Source organism: Variovorax sp. VaC1 (assembly GCF_043658315.1).
Lineage (GTDB): Bacteria > Pseudomonadota > Gammaproteobacteria > Burkholderiales > Burkholderiaceae_C > Variovorax.
In genome coordinates this window covers 318,365-333,426 of sequence record NZ_JBIGLT010000004.1, presented here as the reverse complement: position 1 = coordinate 333,426, position 15,062 = coordinate 318,365, and the positions used below count along the sequence as shown (strand labels likewise).

The following is a 15,062-nucleotide window of genomic DNA, read 5'->3' as shown; positions in this document are numbered from 1 at the left end:
CGGACTCTTTCTTCATGCCTTCGCTCCTGATTCGCAACGTGCGCCCCCTGGGCGCTTCCCCGGTCGACGTGCTGGTGCAAGACGGGCGCATCGCGGCCATCGGTGCCGCGCTGCCCGCGCCCGCCGATGCCGCCGTGGAAGACGGCGCCGGCGCCTTGCTGCTGCCCGGCCTGGTCGAAGGCCACACCCACCTCGACAAGACGATGTGGGGCATGGACTGGTACCGCAACGAAGTCGGCGCGAACCTCATCGACAAGATCGAGAACGAACGCGCCTTCCGCCATGCGAGCGGGCACGACGCCGCCGCGCAATCGCTGGTGCTGGCCAAGGCCTTTCTTGCGCTCGGCACCACGCGGCTGCGCACGCACGTTGACGTCGACACGCAAGCCGGCCTGCGCCACCTCGAAGGCACCCTGCGCACGCGCGAGACGCTGCGCGATGTGCAGCAGATCCAGATCGTCGCGTTCCCGCAGTCGGGCCTGCTCACGCGGCCGGGCACCTTCGAGCTGCTCGACCAGGCCATGGCGCAGGGCGCCGATGTGCTGGGCGGGCTCGACCCCTGCGCCATCGACGGCGACCCGGTGCGCTCGCTCGACATGCTGTTCGCCATCGCCGGCAAGCACCGCTGCCCCGTCGACATCCACCTGCACGAGCCCGGCGCCATGGGCGCGTTCTCGCTCGACCTGATCCTGCAGCGCACCGAAGCGCTGGGCATGCATGGCCAGGTGGCCATCAGCCACGGCTTCTGCCTGGGCGACGTGAGCGAACGCGAGCGCGAAGTGCTGCTCGCGCGCATGGCCAAGCTCGGCGTGGTGCTCATCACCAGCGCGCCGCCTTCGCGCACGGTGCCGCCGCTCATGGCGTGCCGGCAGGCCGGCGTGACCGTGCTCGGCGGCAACGACGGCATTCGCGATACGTGGTCGCCGTACGGCAACCCCGACATGCTCGAGCGCGCCATGATCATCGGCATGCGCTACAACCTGCGCCGCGACGATGAGATCGAAGTGGCGCTCGACACCGTCACGCACGCCGGCGCGCGCGGCTGCGGCTTCGATGCCTACGGACTTGAAGTGGGTTGCCGGGCCGACCTCGTGCTGGTCGATGCGCAGACGCCCGCGCAGGCCGTGGTCTCGCGGCCCGTTCGGCAACTGGTGGTGGCGGGTGGCCGCATCGCGGCGCGCCAGGGCGTGCTGCAGGCCGACGTGGCCGCCTTGTGACGACAGTGCGCAGCCGCCATCAAGGCGGCGTGGCCTTCGCCTTCGTGATCGTGCTGGTCGCGCTGAACCTGCGCGCCTTTCTCACGTCGAGCAGCCCCTTGCTCGAACCCATCCGCCTCGCAACGGGCATCGGCTTTCATGCGGTGGCGCTGCTCACCGTGCTGCCGATGTTCGCGATGGGCGCGATGTCTCTGTTCGGCGCGGCCGTGGGGCAGCGCATCGGCGCGCGCGGCGGCATCGCGCTCGGCCTTGGTGCCATCGCCTTCGCCTGCGCGAGCCGCTACGTGGCGGGCGGCGCGGCGGCCCTGCTGTGGAGCGCGGCGCTTGCGGGCGCCGGCGTCGGGCTCGTGCAGGCGCTGATGCCGGGCGTGGTCAAGCAGGCGTACCCGGCACGCATCGGCGTGATGACGGGGCTGTACTCGGCCGCCATCATGGGCGGCGGCGGGCTGGGTGCCATGGCCAGCCCGTGGGTCGCGCATGTGCTCGGCGGCGCGCAGGCCGACTGGCATGCGGGGCTGGCGATGTGGGCCGTGCTGGCCGCGGTGGCGCTGCTGTCGTGGCTGGGCATGCGGCGCGTGGTGCCGGGCATGGCAACGACAACTTCAACAACGGCGACGCCACGCCAGAACCTCTCGTGGCAACGCTGCTTTCGCAGCCCGCGCGCATGGCTGCTCGCGCTGTGCTTCGGTCTCATCAATGGCGGCTACACCAGCCTCGTCGCGTGGCTGCCGCACTTCTACGCACAACGCGGATGGACCGCGCAAGAGGGCGGCTCGGTGCTCGCGCTGATGACGGCGGCGCAGGTCGTCGCCGCGCTCGCCATGCCCGCGCTGGCACGCAGTCGAGGGCGCGACCTGCGGCCCTGGCTCGTGCTCACGCTGGTGGCGCAGTTCGCGGGCTTCGTGGCGCTGATGCTCGACTTGCCCGTGCCGGCGGCGGGCGTGGCGGTCACGCTCGGCTTCGGCCTTGGTGGCGCCTTCGCGCTGTGCATGGTGCTGGCGCTCGACCACCTGCCCGACCCGGCGCAGGCCGGCGCGCTGGCGGGCTTCATGCAGGGCGTGGGCTTCATGATCGCGGCGCTCGCGCCCTTCGTCACCGGCTGGGTGCGCGAGCAGACCGGCGGCTTTACCCATGCATGGGCGTATCTCGCGGCCGTGGTCGTCGTGCTGCTGCCGTTGATGCTGCGCTTCGATCCACGGCGCTACACCGCGTCTACCGCCGGGCTGTTCGACTCGCAGCCTGCATCGTCCGCAGTTGCCGCCACCGCCGTGCGCCCCGTGCTCGACAACGCAAGAAAGGTCTGACCCCATGTACCAACAGGAATTCATGCAACGCGCGCTCGCGCTGTCCGCCCAGGCGCTGCAGGTGCACGGCACGGAGCCCTTCGGTGCCGTCGTCGTGAAAGACGGCGCGATCGTCGGCGAAGGCTTCAACCATTCGGTGGCGCATCACGACCCCACCTCGCACGGCGAGGTCGAGGCCATCCGCGATGCCTGCCGCAAGCTCGGCACCGTCGACCTGTCGGGCTGCGAGCTGTACACCTCGTGCGAACCCTGTGCCATGTGCGTGGCCGCCATGCACATCGCGGGCATCGGCAAGCTCTACTACGCGGCCACGCTCGCGCAGTCTGGCGAGGCATTCGAGGGCGTGAGCGTCGCGGCGCGACATCCGATCGATGTCGAGGCGCTGCGGCTCGAAGCGGGCGCGACGCTCGAAAAACGCAAGCAGCCCGCAGAACAGAAGCTGGCCAGCGAGGCCGTGCAGATTCTTTCGGACTGGGCCGCGCCGCGCCGGGCCGCGTAAGAAGTCAATTACGTCGGTGTCTTGAGCGCCTTCCTGCCGCCACGGCAGGTGACGAGCCTGCCGGCGTGGTTGCCGCATCCACCGGCCGTGTCACCAAGCGATGCGTGCTGCCTACCTCGGATTGCAGAAAGACTTGATGTCGTTCTGCGCGACTTCGCGGTCGTAGGTGTCGGTCGGCTTGCCGTTGCGGTGCCGCACGGCGCCACTCAGAACATCGCGCGCGAGTGCGCATCGCGACGCATCCGTGCCGTGGTCCCTGCCGTCGGACAGTGCCCTGGGTGGCCTGTTGGCTGACAGCGGTTGCGGCCGGGTCACCTGCGGCCGCGTGTTGCGCCAAAGCTCGGTGGAGGGCGGCGATGCCGGTGGCGCATCCGGCGGCGGAGGCACCTTCAACTCCACCGTTCGGGCATCCCCCGCATCGGCCTTGCGCTGCGAGTAGTGCGTCTGGCCGTTGGCGTCGACCCACTTGTAGATGTCCGCATGGCCCATCGATGGAAAAAGCGCGGCCGCAAGCATGCTGCCGAACACCTGCCAACCGGAATTTGAACGTTGCATGCTTGAAGGCTGTTTGAATATCAACCGCTGCGAAGACGAAGAGGTCCGCCCGGCCGCATCCTGCCACATGCCCGACCGCTCGCACCACATGGCGGCTTGCCCTTGCAGCAGGCCGAAGAAGGGCCGATGCGGCATACTTCCACCCCCCTCAAACTCGCTAGAAATCCCAAGGAATGGACAAGGAAGTCGACCCCCACGTGCTCGCTGTGATCGATGAGATGCGACTGTCAGGCCCGCGCCTCACGCCAGTCGAAATCGTCGCCAAGATGGGGGTGTTCGACGCGCGCGACAAACCGTTCGACCACGCCTGGCTCGCCACCGGCGACAACGTCATCGCCACCATCTGGGCCGAGCATGTGAACCTGGGTGCCGGCCGGCGCTGGTTCTGCCTCGAATCGCTCGACACGCAACACCGCGCAGGCGGCGGCACCCGCGCGCCCAACCAGGTCCAGCGCGCCAAGGACCGCCTGGCGCTGCTCAAGCGCACCTTCGACGCAGGGCAGGGCTTTCGCGCCGTGCTGCAGACCAACCGCGTCGCCATCGCCGAGCTTGAGATCAACAAGGGCGCCAAGGTGTCCACGCGCGTGCGCGACGACGACGAATGGCACGTGGCCACCTGGGAGCCCGAACAGAAGCTCGCGGTGCTCGTTCGCGGCCCGCGCGGCTGGGTGCCAGACGAGGCGGAAGTGCAGGCCGCCAAGGCACGCGGTGGCGTTCCGCAGGCAGAAGAACCGGCCGCCGCGGTGCCCGTGCAGTCTTCGCCCGAAGAAGTGCAGGCCGCTGCGATGGACTACGTGCTGCGCCACTTCCGGGGCTATGGCTACAAGGCCGAAGACCTGACCGGCCAGAACATCGGCTACGACATCGAGGTGTCGAACGCCAAGGGCGCGACGCTGCTCAAGATCACCGTGAAGGGCACGTCCAACGCAACGCCCGGCTTTCAGCTCTCGAGCGAAGAAAGCGCGTGCTCGGCGCGCGAGCCGCTGTGGCGCTTGCTGGTGGTCAGCGATGCGGGCGGCCCCACGGCGCAGCACAAGATCTACAAGCCTTCGGAGATGTCCCAGGCGCCTGGCTTCCAGTCGCTGGGGTAAGTAGCAGGTACGTGGGCGGACGGCATTGCCTGCCGGCAATGCCCGTCGGTTTCAGCGCCGCACGTTCACGATGGTCGCCTGCATCATCGCGACCACCTTGTAGTCGGCTCCGCTTCCAGAAAACGCCCGCACCTCGCCCGTGCAGACCGAGAGCAGCTTGCCCGAACTCTGCACGCGCCCGACGGCCAGGAAGCGCTCGCCCAGGGCGGGCCGCATGAAGTTGATCTTGAACTCCGCTGTCACCACGTCGAACTCCGCGGGCGCCTTCGTCAGCGCTGCATAGCCGCAGGCGCTGTCGACCACGCTCGTCACCGCGCCCGCATGCACGAATCCGTTCTGCTGCGAAAGGCCGCGGGCGTACGGCAGTTCGATGTGGACCTCGCCATCAGCCACCAGCGCGAGCCTGGCGCCGAGGGTGGCCATCAGCCCTTGTGAATTGAAGCTGTCCGAGATTCGTTGGTGCATGTCGCTCATGAGGGGCGTGTGGGGCGTGAAGTAGATGGGGAAGTGCGTACCGCAGACCTATGCTTCTACCATCGCGCGCGCCGCATGAAAACCGTGGCACTCATGGTGGTCCTGCGTCTGCTTGCCACTTTCCCAGCGGTCATTAACAAGCCTCGTTTTCTGCGGGAAAACTACCTCTGCTGCGCTCGGTAAATCGCATCGCCGAACGTACACTGCGGCCATGGAAAGCAATGGGCAAGCCCAACAACGCAGCCTGCAGCCCGTCGTGGAGCTTCGGGCAGAAGGCGTGTCGTTCGCCTACGCCGTGCGCGCGCCGCGCTCGAAGGGCGTGATACCGCCCAGCTCTTACCAGGACAGCGGCTTTGCCACACTCACTGATTGCCTGCGCGACGTAGCGAAGGCGCTCGGCGGCAACTTCAAACGCATCTACGTGCGCCTCGATGGCCACTGCGTCGGCGAGCGTGATATTGCGGAGTTGAAAGAGGCGCCGGAGAAGGTCGCAGTCGAGTTGCAGTTGGAGTGCGATGCGCTGAATACGCTGCTGAAGCCCGCCGCGATCACCGTGCCGAAGAAGGCCGGGCCGGTGGTTGCTGAATAGGAAAAAGCAAAGAACAAGCAAGGGGCAGAAGGGGCACGTAAGCCACGAGCGCCCCAGCAACTGTCCCCTCTCCCCTCGGGGAGAGGGCTAGGGTGAGGGCCGGCGGCACCAACAGACGCACCGCTCCTTATCAACGCCGCCGACCCTGACCCCAACTCTCTCCCCAAGGGGAGAGGGAGCAAGGCAGAGCCGCATCGCGCGACTCGCATTGCCAGCCGATCAGATCAGTCCCAAGCCGGCGACAGGCCTTCCGGGTCCGTCAGCCGCTCATTGCGGTCGAGCGCCGCCATCTGCGCCATCTCCGCATCCGTCAGCTTCAGTTGCTGCGCCTTCAGATTGCCTTCAAGGTTCGCGCGCTTCGTCGAAGAAGGAATCACTGCGTAGCCCAACTGCATCGCCCACGCCAGCGTGACTTGCGCGGTCGTGGCGTTGTGCGCCTTCGCAATCGCCTCAATCACCGGGTCGGCAATCACTTTGCCGTAGGCCAGCGTCATGTACGAGGTGATGTGGATGCCCTGGCTCTTCGCAAACTCGGCAACCTTGCGGTTCTGCAGGTACGGGTGCAGCTCGATCTGGTTGGTCGCGATCTCTTTCGCGCCCACCGCCGCAATGGCTTCCTTCATCAGCGCGATGTTGAAGTTCGACACGCCGATCTGCTTCGTGAGCCCCAGCGCCTTGGCCTCGGCCAGTGCGCCCATGAACTCGGCCACCGGCACCGCGTTGCCGGGCGAAGGCCAATGGATCAGCGTCAGGTCGACATGGTCTGTGCGCAGCTTCGCGAGGCTGTCTTTCAGGCTCGGCACCAGCTTGGCTTTGGCGTAGTTGTCCGTCCAGATCTTGGTGGTGATGAAGAGGTTGTCGCGGGCCACGCCGCTTTCGGCAATCGCCTGGCCCACCTCGGCTTCGTTGCCGTAGATCTGCGCCGTGTCGATCGCGCGGTAGCCCACGTCGAGGCCGTTCTTGACCGAGTCGATCACCACCTGGCCCTTCAGGCGAAAGGTGCCGAGGCCGAAGGCGGGAATGGTTTTGTTGTTCGTGTTCATGGTGTGCGTTGTCCTTGTGCGTTCAGAGAAGAAGAAAAAATAAGATGAATGAAGGGGAGGGGAAGAGGCCCGCAGCGAAACCCGCTCAGTGCCCCACAGGCACCGGCCCCGAAGCGCGCACCGGAATGCCCGCACGCCGGTCGAGCGTGCCGCTCCACTGCGTGAGCGCCAGCGACACCAGCACTACCAGTGCGCCAATCCACGGCGTGTGCATCAGGCCAAGGTGCGTCACGATCAGCCCACCGGCCCAGGCCGCGCCGGCAATGCCCAGGTTGAACGCCGCGATGTTCAGGCCCGAGGCCACGTCCACCGCCTGCGGCGTGAAGCGTTCGGCCTGCTTCACCACATACACCTGCAGCCCCGGCACGTTGCCGAACGCCACCGCGCCCCATATCAGCACCGCCAGCAGCGCCAGCCACTTGTGCGGCGCCGCGAAGTTGAACACCAGCAGCACCGCAGCCAGCAACGCGAAGATGATCTTCAGCGCCGGAATCGGGCCCATGCGGTCGGCCAGCTTACCGCCCCAGATGTTGCCCACCGCCACCGACACGCCGTACACCAGCATCACCCAGCCCACCGCGCCGGCGCTGAAGCCCGACACGTCGGTGAGGATCGGCGCAAGAAACGTGAACGGAATGAACGAGCCGCCATAGCCGATGGCCGTCTTCGCATACACCAGCAACAGGCGCGGCTCGGCCAGTACCTTGGCTTGCTGCGCCAGCGAGGCCGGCGGCGTGTGGCGGATGTTGCCGGGCACAAAGATCCAGCTGCCGATGAAGGCGACGACGCCCAGCGCCGACACAGCCAGGAAAGTCTCGCGCCAGCCGAAATGCTGCCCGATGAACGTGCCCAGCGGCACGCCCGTGACCAGCGCCACCGTGAGCCCGGTGAACATGATCGCGATGGCGCTCGCGGCCTTTTCCTTCGGCACGAGGCCAGTGGCGATGGTCGAGCCGATCGAGAAGAACACGCCGTGCGCCAGCCCCGTGAGGATGCGCGCCGCTACCAGCGATTCATAGCTCGGCGCCTTCCACGCCAGCAGATTGCCGACCGTGAAGAGGGCCATGAGCCCGAGCAGCAGCGCCTTGCGCGGCAGCTTGCCCGTGAGGGCGGTGAGCACCGGCGCGCCGATGGCGACGCCCAGCGCGTAGAGGCTGACGAGAAGGCCCGCCGAGGGCAGGCCGATGCCCAGGTCAGCAGCGACCGTGGGGATGAGGCCAACGATGACGAACTCGGTCGTCCCGATGGCGAAGGCGCTGAGGGTCAGCGCGAGCAAGGCGATTGGCATGAGAGCACTCCTTCTTGGATGTAGAGGAGTGTCTTGCGGATACCTTTGCGAATAAATGGGGGTTGGGGCAGAAGATAGTTGCTATGAAGTCAATAACGTTCAATCCCGGATCGGGCATTTCGGGCGTGCCATGAGGTTCGCATGGATCATCGTTTGGCATCCAACGAATCGCTTGCAGGAACTCGTTTCTCGACGCAGCTCTGCCGGGCGTTGCGGCTACTGAGGACGTCCGACACGCCTTGCAGCAACACTGAAATCTCGCCATGTAAGTCATTCGAATTCATTGCCTCGCAAGCGCGCTGATTCAACGCTTTGGAACAGGTCATTCATGTGAGCCGAATCCGCCCGGACAGACGCAACCTCTTCGAGTCGCGGTTTAAGATCCTTGCGCCCTGCACACTCGTTGTCAGCGACGCTCGCCCCGGACAGTTCTCCATGGTCTTCCCACAAGGATCGGCGAGTCGCTCCGAGGCGGAGCCCTTCAGATTTCACGATGGTGCCTGGTTCGCAAGCTTCTCAATCATCATCGGAGGAATTACCAGTGGTCCAGAAGGTCAGCGTTGGCATCTTGGGTGGTACGGGAATGGTGGGGCGCCGATTGGCCCAGTTGCTCATCGGGCATCCATGGTTTGAACTCAAGGCCGTGATCGGGCAAGGCTCCATCGGCGAGCCTTATCGCGATGTATGGAATCGCAAGGAGCGCGCGGTATCCACGCATTACGGGAGCGACTTCTGGCGAGAGGTGCCGTTTCCCGCGGAGCTCGATCATTGCCACGTCCTCTCGCTGGCCGAAGGACTGGAAGACAAGGGCATCGAGGTGCTTTTTGCCGCGGTGTCGGCAGAGGGGCAAGCAGCGGAGCAGCAGGCGCTCGACCGGGGCCGCCGCGTTTTCTCCAACAGCCCGTACGGGCGCTTCGACGACGAGAACCCGCTCGTGATCACGGAGGTGAACGGCGAAAGGATCGCCGAGGCGCGCTTCGTGAAGAACCCGAACTGCGTGACCTCCGGCGCGGTGATGATTCTTGACGCCCTCGCACCGCTCGGGCTCGAGGGCGTGGCGGTCACCACGTTCCAGTCGCTATCGGGCCGCGGCGATGCCAAGTACCCGGTGGACCTGGTCTCCGGCAACGTCTATCCGCTGCACGGTTCCGAAGAACGAACCGAGGAGTACATCGCACGGGAAATCCACAAGATCCTGGACTCGGATGTTCCGGTGTCCGTGAGCTGCAATCGCGTCTTCGTCCAGGAAGGCCATTTCGTCGACCTGCGAATCAAGACCTCGCGCAGGCCCGACGTGGCGGAACTGGCAGCGCTGCTGGAAGGCTACAACCCCTTGAAGAACGTGCCCCTGCCGTCGAAGCCCGCAAGGCCGCTGGTGGTGTGCGCCGAGGCGGGGCGCCCTCGTCCGAATCAGGATTGCTTTCATGAGCGAGGCTTCTCGGTGGCCGTCGGCAACCTGTGCACGACGGACGCAATGTTCGAGGTGCGCCTGCAGTACGTCGTCAACAACCTCATCCGCGGAGCGGCAGGCAGCGCGCTGCTGAATGCGGAGTACAGCTACCTGCTGACGCACTGAGCGCCCACGCCCCGCGCGTCATGCGCATGACGCGCGAGGTCCAGGCAGGGCCTAGGGTCGCAGTGCTGTGAGCGCTTCGTCCAGTATCCGCAGGCCCTGCTGCACTTCCGTGGGCGTCACGACGCAAGGTGGCACGACGTGCACGCGGTTCTCGACCACGAATCCAAGCAGCCCGCGCTGCAGCAGTTCGGATTTGAGCCTGGACATGAAGCCCGCCTCCATGGGCGCGCGCGTGCGCCGGTCCGATACCAGTTCCAGCGCCCAGAAAACACCCGCGCCTCGCACGTCGCCGATGACTTCGTGCTGTCGCGCAAGTGCATGCAAGCCGGGGCCGAGGTAGTCGGCGCCGATCTGGTGTGCGTTCTCGACAATGCTTTCGCTTTCCATCGCATCGATGGCCGCAACGATCGATGCTGCCGCCAGAGGATGACCGGAATAGGTGAGGCCGCCAGGGAACACGGTCGACTGGAAGTTCTGGGCGATCTCCCTGGAGATGACTACCCCGCCCACGGGCACGTAGCCCGAGTTGACACCCTTTGCAAAGGTGATGAGGTCTGGTGTCATGTGATGAGGCTGATGCGCGAACCACTCGCCCGTTCGGCCGAATCCGCACATCACTTCATCGGCGATCAGCACGATGCCATGGCGGGTGCACAACTCCCTCACGCCCGCGAGATAGCCCGGGGGCGGAACGATGATGCCTGCCGTACCGGGGACCGGCTCCAGCATGATGGCGGCGATCCGGCTGGGCCCTTCGCCCTGAATGACGCGTTCGAGGTGCTGGAGTGCACGGGTACTCTCCTGGGCTGGCGAGTCCGACCAGAACTCGCTGCGATAGGGAAACGGACCGAAGAAGTGAACGTGGCCGCGCGCGTATTCGTTGGGCAGCCTTCGCCAGTCGCCCGTTGCGGCGATGGCCGAGCCCGTATTGCCGTGGTAGGAGCGGTAGGTGGTCAGCACCTTGTCGCGGCCTGTGCACAGCCTTGCGAGGCGCATTGCGTTTTCGTTGGCGTCCGCACCACCGGAGGTGAAGAACACGCCACCGTACATATCGCCCGCCTTCCGCAGGATTCGCTGCGCCGCCTGTCCGCGAGCCAGGTTGGCATGGGTGGGCGCCACCGTGGCGAGCTGGTCGGCCTGCTGCTTGATCGCCTCGATCACCTTGGGGTGCTGGTGCCCGATGTTCACGTTCACCAACTGACTGGAGAAGTCGAGGTACTCCTTGCCCTCGTAGTCCCAGACGACACAACCGCGTCCACCGGCAATGGCGAGCGGCGCCAGGTTGCCCTGCGCAGACCAGGAGTGAAAGACGTGCTGCAAATCGAGTGCGATGACTTCGCTGTTGGTGTAAGCGTCGTGGCGGGACATTGCTTCGTTCATCAGGTCGTGCGTCGTTGGTTGAGGAAGACTGCGCCAGGCCAGCTGGGCGACTGCAGCCGATCAGCTGGCGCAGTATGCCTTCCCAGGCACTGAAAAATCTTTTGCATCCCCTGCATCCAAACGCAGCCCTGCCGTGTAGACCCTTCAGCAGCGAGGAGCTGCTGACCTTCTACAACCCAGGAGAAATTTCATGCACACCTCCCGTCCCACCCGTCCCACCCGTCCCACCCGTTCACTCGCCGTTCCTGGCGTCGTCTCCGCTGCAGTGTTCCTGAGCGCCTGCGGCTCGATGTCGATGACCCCCGCCTTCAACCAGTCCAACCTGCCTCCGACGATCCAGGTGCCGGCCGGCCACAAGGTCGCGATGGAAACCGTGGGCAAGGGCGACATCACCTATGAATGCCGCGACAAGGCCAATGCCGCCGGTCAGACCGAGTGGGTGTTCGTCGGCCCCGACGCCAAGCTGTGGGACCGCAGCGGCAAGCAGGTCGGCAAGTACTACGGCCCGCCGGCCACGTGGGAGTCGAACGACGGCTCCAAGCTCACGGCCACGCAACTGGCTGTTGCGCCGTCGGGCCCGACCAGCCTGCCGTTCCAGCTCGTGAAGGCGAACCCGGCCACGGGCTCGGGCGCGATGACGGGCGTGACCTACATCCAGCGCGTGGCGCTGCAAGGCGGCGTGGCACCGGCTGCCGTGCCATGCACGCCTGCCAGCAAGGGCCAGAAGCAGGTCGTGCAATACCAGGCCGACTACATCTTCTGGAAGGCATCCTGATCGGGGGGCGATTCGGCTGCGGAGCCACCCGCCCCACTACCATCGGCCGGTGCAAAACCCGCCGCCCACCGTCGCGCCCTTCGACTACGACGCCGCTCTCATGGCTTGCGCCCGCGGCGATCGTCTGGCCCTGCAGCAGCTGTACCAGCGCGAGGGGCGCTATCTGATGGGCGTGGCGCTGCGCATCGTGCGCCAGCGCCAGCAGGCCGAAGACGTATTGCACGACGCTTTCATCAGCATCTGGCAGCGCGCGGAAACTTTCAATCCGGCGCGCGGCGAAGGCCGGGGCTGGGTCTACAGCGTGGTGCGCAATGCCGCGTTGAACATGGTGCGCAGCGGCGCGCGCCAGGTGGACGTGAGCGAAGACGCCGCCGAAGCCATTGACGACCAGGCCGCACTGGCGGCATACGCCGCGGCTGGCGATTCGTTCGAATTGCGTGCCGATCTGGGCAGGCTCGAGAACTGCCTGAACGGGCTGGCGCCGGCGCGGCGCGACTGCATCCTCTTCGCGTATGTCGAAGGCTGCTCGCATGGCGAGATCGCCGAGCGGCTGCAGACGCCGCTGGGCACGGTGAAAGCCTGGATCCTGCGCGGCATGCGCACGCTGCGGGAGTGCATGGCATGAACGGCAACAACCCGACCGACAACGGCGACATCGACGACATCGACGCATTGGCCGGCGAGTACGTGCTTGGCACGCTGTCGGCCGGCGCACGTGCGGCGGTCGAAGCCCGCATGCACAGCGAGCCGACCCTGCGCGAAGCCGTGCAGGCATGGGAGGCCCGACTGCTGCCGCTCGCGGTGCTTGCGCTGCCGCAGGAGCCGTCGCCGGCGCTCTGGCCGCGCATCGAGCGCAGCATCGGCAACGTGGCGGAGCCAGGGAAGAAGGCCACGCCTGTGCTGCCATCGGCTGTCTCGGGCTGGTGGAACAACCTGAGGTTGTGGCGTGGCCTGGCTGCGGGCGGGTTTGCCGCGGCCGCGTTGATGGTGGCTGTGCTCGTGATGCGTCCGCCGCCGACGCCGCAATACATGGTGGTGCTGGTTGCCCCGCAGGACAAGTCGCCGGGCTGGGTGATCCAGACCACCTCATCGCGTCAGTTGAGCCTGGTGCCGCTGGGCACGTTTGAAGTGCCGCCGCAGAAGACGCTGCAGTTCTGGACCAAGGCCGACCAGTGGCGTGGGCCTGTATCGCTGGGCCTCGTCAAGCAGGGGCAGGCGCTGCGCATTCCCATCGACAAACTGCCGCCGCTGGAGCCGAACCAGTTGTTCGAGCTGACGCTGGAGCCCGAGAACGGCTCGCCCATCGACCGCCCGACGGGGCCGATTCAGTTCATCGGGCGTGCCGTCAAGGTGATGTAGCGGCGGCTTTTCTGCTGGCCACGGCAGCGGCAACACCGATCCCCGCCACCATCAAGCACACCGCAAAGATCACCCCTCGCGTCTGCGTCGCATCGGCAAACGCGCCGACGATCAGCCCCGCGAGCGGCTGCGTCAGATTGTTCAGCAGCACGATCACTCCGGTTGTCTTGCCGTAGTCCTTCGCTGGAATGATCCGCTGCCGGTGGATGCGGATGTAGATGCCGAACATCTTGTCGAACCCGATCACCAGCAGGAAGCCGGCCGCATAACCCCAGTGGCTGGTGCTCGCAGCCGTGAGCAGGCCGCCAGCCAGTATCAGCAGGTAAGCGGTGGCGCCCATGCGCTTGAGCGCGATCGATCCGCGAATGATCGCCAGCAGGATCACGATGGTGGCGACGGCACCCAGCGTCTGCAGCCCCGCGTAGTAGGTGGCCGAGCGCTGGTGCAGCCCGGTGACCATCGCGGCGGAAGAGGCGAGCGTGGTGCCGAGCATCAGGTTCACGCCGGACGTGAGCATGGTCAGGCGCAACAGGCCGGGCAGGCGCAGCACATGGCCAAGGGCCGTGGCGATGGGTTTCAGCAGATGGCCCGGCTCGCCCTGCGGCTGGTGCAGTTGCACGGGGTTGCCGCGCCGCCAGTACGTGGTGGCGACGTCGGCCAGCAAGAACAGCGCGGCCGCCGCGCCCACCACGGCCTGCCACGGCCACAGCGCAAAGAGCGCCGCCGCGATCAGCGGGCCGAGCACCATGCCGGTCTGCTCGGCGGTCTGCGCATAGGCCAGCACCTTGTCGAAGCCGGTGTTGCCGGCAATCTGCGGCAGCATCACTTCGCGGGCCATCACGCCTTGCGTGGTGAGCACGCCGCACACGGCAGACAAGCCCACCAGCCAGCCGATGCCACCCATCGCCTCGTTGGCCAGCACGCCGAGCACGCAGGCCAGTGCGCGAAAGACCTGGCTGGCGCGCAGCAGCTTCAGTGGCGAGACACGGTCGCACAGCGCGCCGCAGACCGGAAAAGAAAGAAAGCGCGGCAGCGTCTCCGCCGCAAAGGCGTAGCCCGACCACGCGACGTCTTGCGTCACCTGGAACACCACCAGCGGCACCAGGAACAGCAGGATCTGGTCGGCCAGCCGGGAGAGGAAGAGCGAGAAAAGAAAGGCCGGAAACTTCATCGCGCCGTCATCGTGGCGGCGTGGCCCGCGCTGACCCCGAGGGGAGAAGGGTGGTGAGTGCGATGGCGACAGGCATGCGCTGAAGATAATCGAAACATGATCGCGCTCGACTGCTACTACAGCCTCTCTTCTCCCTGGGCCTACCTCGGTGGCCCGCAGCTTCAGGACATCGTGCGCCGCCATCACGTGCGGCTCACGTTCAAGCCCTACGACTTCCAGGCGGTGGTGCCGCAAACCGGCGGCATTCCGTTGAAGACGCGGCCCGAGCCGCGCCGTACGTACCACGCGCTGGAGCTTGCCCGCTGGAGCGACTACCTCGGCATGCCGCTGAACCTTCAGCCCGCGCACTACCCCAAGGGCGCGCCCAGCGATCCGAACTGGAACAAGTACGCCGGCTGGATGGTGATTGCCGCGCAACTGCAAGGGCTCGATGCGCAGCCGCTGTCGCACGCGCTGCTGCGCGCCCTGTGGGCCGAAGAGCGCGACACCTCGCAGGCCGAGGTGCGCATCGCGGTGGCCAACGAGAACGGCTACGACGGCGCCTCGCTGCAGGCACTGGAACAGTCGGCCGAGACGCTGGCCGTGTATCGCGCCAATAGCGCCGAGGCGGTGGAAGCGGGCGTGTTCGGTGCGCCGACCTTCATCTTGAACGGCGAGCGTTTCTGGGGACAAGACCGGTTGGCGTTTCTCGACCGGGCGCTGGATAAGTTGCGCGCTGCGGGCTGAACGCCGTTGCCGGGG

At 66.4% G+C, this 15,062-nt stretch carries 16 protein-coding genes; 10 read left to right on the top strand and 6 right to left on the bottom strand.

Features of this window, described 5'->3' with window-relative positions; translation table 11 throughout:
* Nucleotides 1-14: 14 nt before the first annotated feature.
* From ACGLHS_RS18410 to ACGLHS_RS18400, 3 genes are read left to right on the top strand one after another with little or no spacing between them, the layout of a single operon-like run.
* Nucleotides 15-1,217, top strand: coding sequence for an amidohydrolase family protein (locus ACGLHS_RS18410; protein WP_394481973.1), 1,203 nt, complete (start codon nucleotides 15-17; stop codon nucleotides 1,215-1,217).
* On the top strand, nucleotides 1,214-2,521 hold the full coding sequence (locus ACGLHS_RS18405; protein ID WP_394481971.1) for a cyanate transporter: 1,308 nt from the start codon (nucleotides 1,214-1,216) through the stop codon (nucleotides 2,519-2,521). The genes ACGLHS_RS18410 and ACGLHS_RS18405 overlap by 4 nt, the downstream gene beginning before the upstream one ends.
* 4 nt (nucleotides 2,522-2,525) lie before the next feature.
* Complete coding sequence (locus ACGLHS_RS18400) at nucleotides 2,526-3,020, top strand: nucleoside deaminase (protein ID WP_394481969.1); 495 nt, start codon at nucleotides 2,526-2,528, stop codon at nucleotides 3,018-3,020.
* Between the two features lie 111 nt (nucleotides 3,021-3,131).
* On the opposite strand, the gene ACGLHS_RS18395 is transcribed toward ACGLHS_RS18400, so the two are convergent.
* A complete protein-coding gene (locus ACGLHS_RS18395; RefSeq protein WP_394481967.1) occupies nucleotides 3,132-3,575 on the bottom strand; it encodes a DUF4124 domain-containing protein in 444 nt (147 codons plus the stop codon).
* A 173-nt stretch (nucleotides 3,576-3,748) separates the two neighbouring features.
* Here ACGLHS_RS18395 and ACGLHS_RS18390 point away from each other — a divergent pair, with 173 nt between their 5' ends.
* Nucleotides 3,749-4,666 (top strand): protein NO VEIN domain-containing protein, encoded by a 918-nt coding sequence (locus ACGLHS_RS18390; protein WP_394481965.1) that lies wholly within the window; start codon nucleotides 3,749-3,751, stop codon nucleotides 4,664-4,666.
* A 51-nt stretch (nucleotides 4,667-4,717) separates the two neighbouring features.
* Here the strand turns inward: ACGLHS_RS18390 and ACGLHS_RS18385 are convergent, their stop codons facing one another.
* Entirely contained in the window at nucleotides 4,718-5,140 is a 423-nt protein-coding gene (locus ACGLHS_RS18385; protein WP_394481963.1) for a PaaI family thioesterase, read from the bottom strand.
* Between the two features lie 211 nt (nucleotides 5,141-5,351).
* On the opposite strand from ACGLHS_RS18385, the gene ACGLHS_RS18380 reads away from it, so the two are divergent.
* The gene (locus ACGLHS_RS18380) at nucleotides 5,352-5,729 is read left to right on the top strand and encodes a hypothetical protein (RefSeq protein ID WP_394481961.1); all 378 of its coding nucleotides are present in this window, start codon (nucleotides 5,352-5,354) and stop codon (nucleotides 5,727-5,729) included.
* Nucleotides 5,730-5,953: 224 nt separating this feature from the next.
* Here the strand turns inward: ACGLHS_RS18380 and dkgB are convergent, their stop codons facing one another.
* Nucleotides 5,954-6,772 carry a 2,5-didehydrogluconate reductase DkgB gene (dkgB, locus tag ACGLHS_RS18375; RefSeq protein ID WP_394481959.1) on the bottom strand — a complete coding sequence of 273 codons (819 nt, stop codon included), beginning with the start codon at nucleotides 6,770-6,772 and terminating at the stop codon, nucleotides 5,954-5,956.
* Nucleotides 6,773-6,857: 85 nt separating this feature from the next.
* Nucleotides 6,858-8,060: an MFS transporter gene (locus ACGLHS_RS18370; RefSeq protein WP_394481957.1), complete on the bottom strand. Its 1,203-nt coding sequence runs from the start codon at nucleotides 8,058-8,060 to the stop codon at nucleotides 6,858-6,860.
* A 541-nt stretch (nucleotides 8,061-8,601) separates the two neighbouring features.
* Between ACGLHS_RS18370 and ACGLHS_RS18365 the strand changes: the two genes are divergently transcribed.
* The gene (locus ACGLHS_RS18365; RefSeq protein ID WP_176801201.1) at nucleotides 8,602-9,636 is read left to right on the top strand and encodes an Asd/ArgC dimerization domain-containing protein; all 1,035 of its coding nucleotides are present in this window, start codon (nucleotides 8,602-8,604) and stop codon (nucleotides 9,634-9,636) included.
* 51 nt (nucleotides 9,637-9,687) lie between these two features.
* Here the strand turns inward: ACGLHS_RS18365 and ACGLHS_RS18360 are convergent, their stop codons facing one another.
* A complete protein-coding gene (locus ACGLHS_RS18360) occupies nucleotides 9,688-11,016 on the bottom strand; it encodes an aspartate aminotransferase family protein (protein WP_394481955.1) in 1,329 nt (442 codons plus the stop codon).
* 190 nt (nucleotides 11,017-11,206) lie between these two features.
* On the opposite strand from ACGLHS_RS18360, the gene ACGLHS_RS18355 reads away from it, so the two are divergent.
* From ACGLHS_RS18355 to ACGLHS_RS18345, 3 genes are all read left to right on the top strand, one after another.
* A complete protein-coding gene (locus tag ACGLHS_RS18355; protein ID WP_394481954.1) occupies nucleotides 11,207-11,791 on the top strand; it encodes a DUF3455 domain-containing protein in 585 nt (194 codons plus the stop codon).
* A gap of 100 nt (nucleotides 11,792-11,891) precedes the next feature.
* Nucleotides 11,892-12,416, top strand: a complete 525-nt coding sequence (locus tag ACGLHS_RS18350; protein WP_394482491.1) for a sigma-70 family RNA polymerase sigma factor — start codon at nucleotides 11,892-11,894, stop codon at nucleotides 12,414-12,416.
* Nucleotides 12,413-13,150, top strand: a complete 738-nt coding sequence (locus tag ACGLHS_RS18345; RefSeq protein ID WP_394481953.1) for an anti-sigma factor domain-containing protein — start codon at nucleotides 12,413-12,415, stop codon at nucleotides 13,148-13,150. Before ACGLHS_RS18350 ends, ACGLHS_RS18345 begins: the two co-directional genes overlap by 4 nt.
* On the opposite strand, the gene ACGLHS_RS18340 is transcribed toward ACGLHS_RS18345, so the two are convergent.
* A complete protein-coding gene (locus ACGLHS_RS18340; protein WP_394481951.1) occupies nucleotides 13,137-14,321 on the bottom strand; it encodes an MFS transporter in 1,185 nt (394 codons plus the stop codon). The genes ACGLHS_RS18345 and ACGLHS_RS18340 overlap by 14 nt on opposite strands.
* Nucleotides 14,322-14,417: 96 nt before the next feature.
* Here ACGLHS_RS18340 and ACGLHS_RS18335 point away from each other — a divergent pair, with 96 nt between their 5' ends.
* Nucleotides 14,418-15,047 (top strand): 2-hydroxychromene-2-carboxylate isomerase, encoded by a 630-nt coding sequence (locus tag ACGLHS_RS18335; protein WP_394481949.1) that lies wholly within the window; start codon nucleotides 14,418-14,420, stop codon nucleotides 15,045-15,047.
* Nucleotides 15,048-15,062 lie beyond the last annotated feature (15 nt).

Excerpts from the sequence above, each read along its gene's own strand:
- ACGLHS_RS18410 (WP_394481973.1), top strand. The coding sequence starts at position 15 with ATGCCTTCGCTCCTGATTCGCAACGTGCGCCCCCTGGGCGCTTCCCCG.
- ACGLHS_RS18400 (WP_394481969.1), top strand. The coding sequence starts at position 2,526 with ATGTACCAACAGGAATTCATGCAACGCGCGCTCGCGCTGTCCGCCCAG.
- ACGLHS_RS18395 (WP_394481967.1), bottom strand. The coding sequence starts at position 3,575 with ATGCAACGTTCAAATTCCGGTTGGCAGGTGTTCGGCAGCATGCTTGCG.
- ACGLHS_RS18390 (WP_394481965.1), top strand. The coding sequence starts at position 3,749 with ATGGACAAGGAAGTCGACCCCCACGTGCTCGCTGTGATCGATGAGATG.
- ACGLHS_RS18385 (WP_394481963.1), bottom strand. The coding sequence starts at position 5,140 with ATGAGCGACATGCACCAACGAATCTCGGACAGCTTCAATTCACAAGGG.
- ACGLHS_RS18380 (WP_394481961.1), top strand. The coding sequence starts at position 5,352 with ATGGAAAGCAATGGGCAAGCCCAACAACGCAGCCTGCAGCCCGTCGTG.
- dkgB (WP_394481959.1), bottom strand. The coding sequence starts at position 6,772 with ATGAACACGAACAACAAAACCATTCCCGCCTTCGGCCTCGGCACCTTT.
- ACGLHS_RS18370 (WP_394481957.1), bottom strand. The coding sequence starts at position 8,060 with ATGCCAATCGCCTTGCTCGCGCTGACCCTCAGCGCCTTCGCCATCGGG.
- ACGLHS_RS18360 (WP_394481955.1), bottom strand. The coding sequence starts at position 11,016 with ATGAACGAAGCAATGTCCCGCCACGACGCTTACACCAACAGCGAAGTC.
- ACGLHS_RS18355 (WP_394481954.1), top strand. The coding sequence starts at position 11,207 with ATGCACACCTCCCGTCCCACCCGTCCCACCCGTCCCACCCGTTCACTC.
- ACGLHS_RS18350 (WP_394482491.1), top strand. The coding sequence starts at position 11,892 with ATGGCTTGCGCCCGCGGCGATCGTCTGGCCCTGCAGCAGCTGTACCAG.
- ACGLHS_RS18345 (WP_394481953.1), top strand. The coding sequence starts at position 12,413 with ATGAACGGCAACAACCCGACCGACAACGGCGACATCGACGACATCGAC.
- ACGLHS_RS18340 (WP_394481951.1), bottom strand. The coding sequence starts at position 14,321 with ATGAAGTTTCCGGCCTTTCTTTTCTCGCTCTTCCTCTCCCGGCTGGCC.
- ACGLHS_RS18335 (WP_394481949.1), top strand. The coding sequence starts at position 14,418 with ATGATCGCGCTCGACTGCTACTACAGCCTCTCTTCTCCCTGGGCCTAC.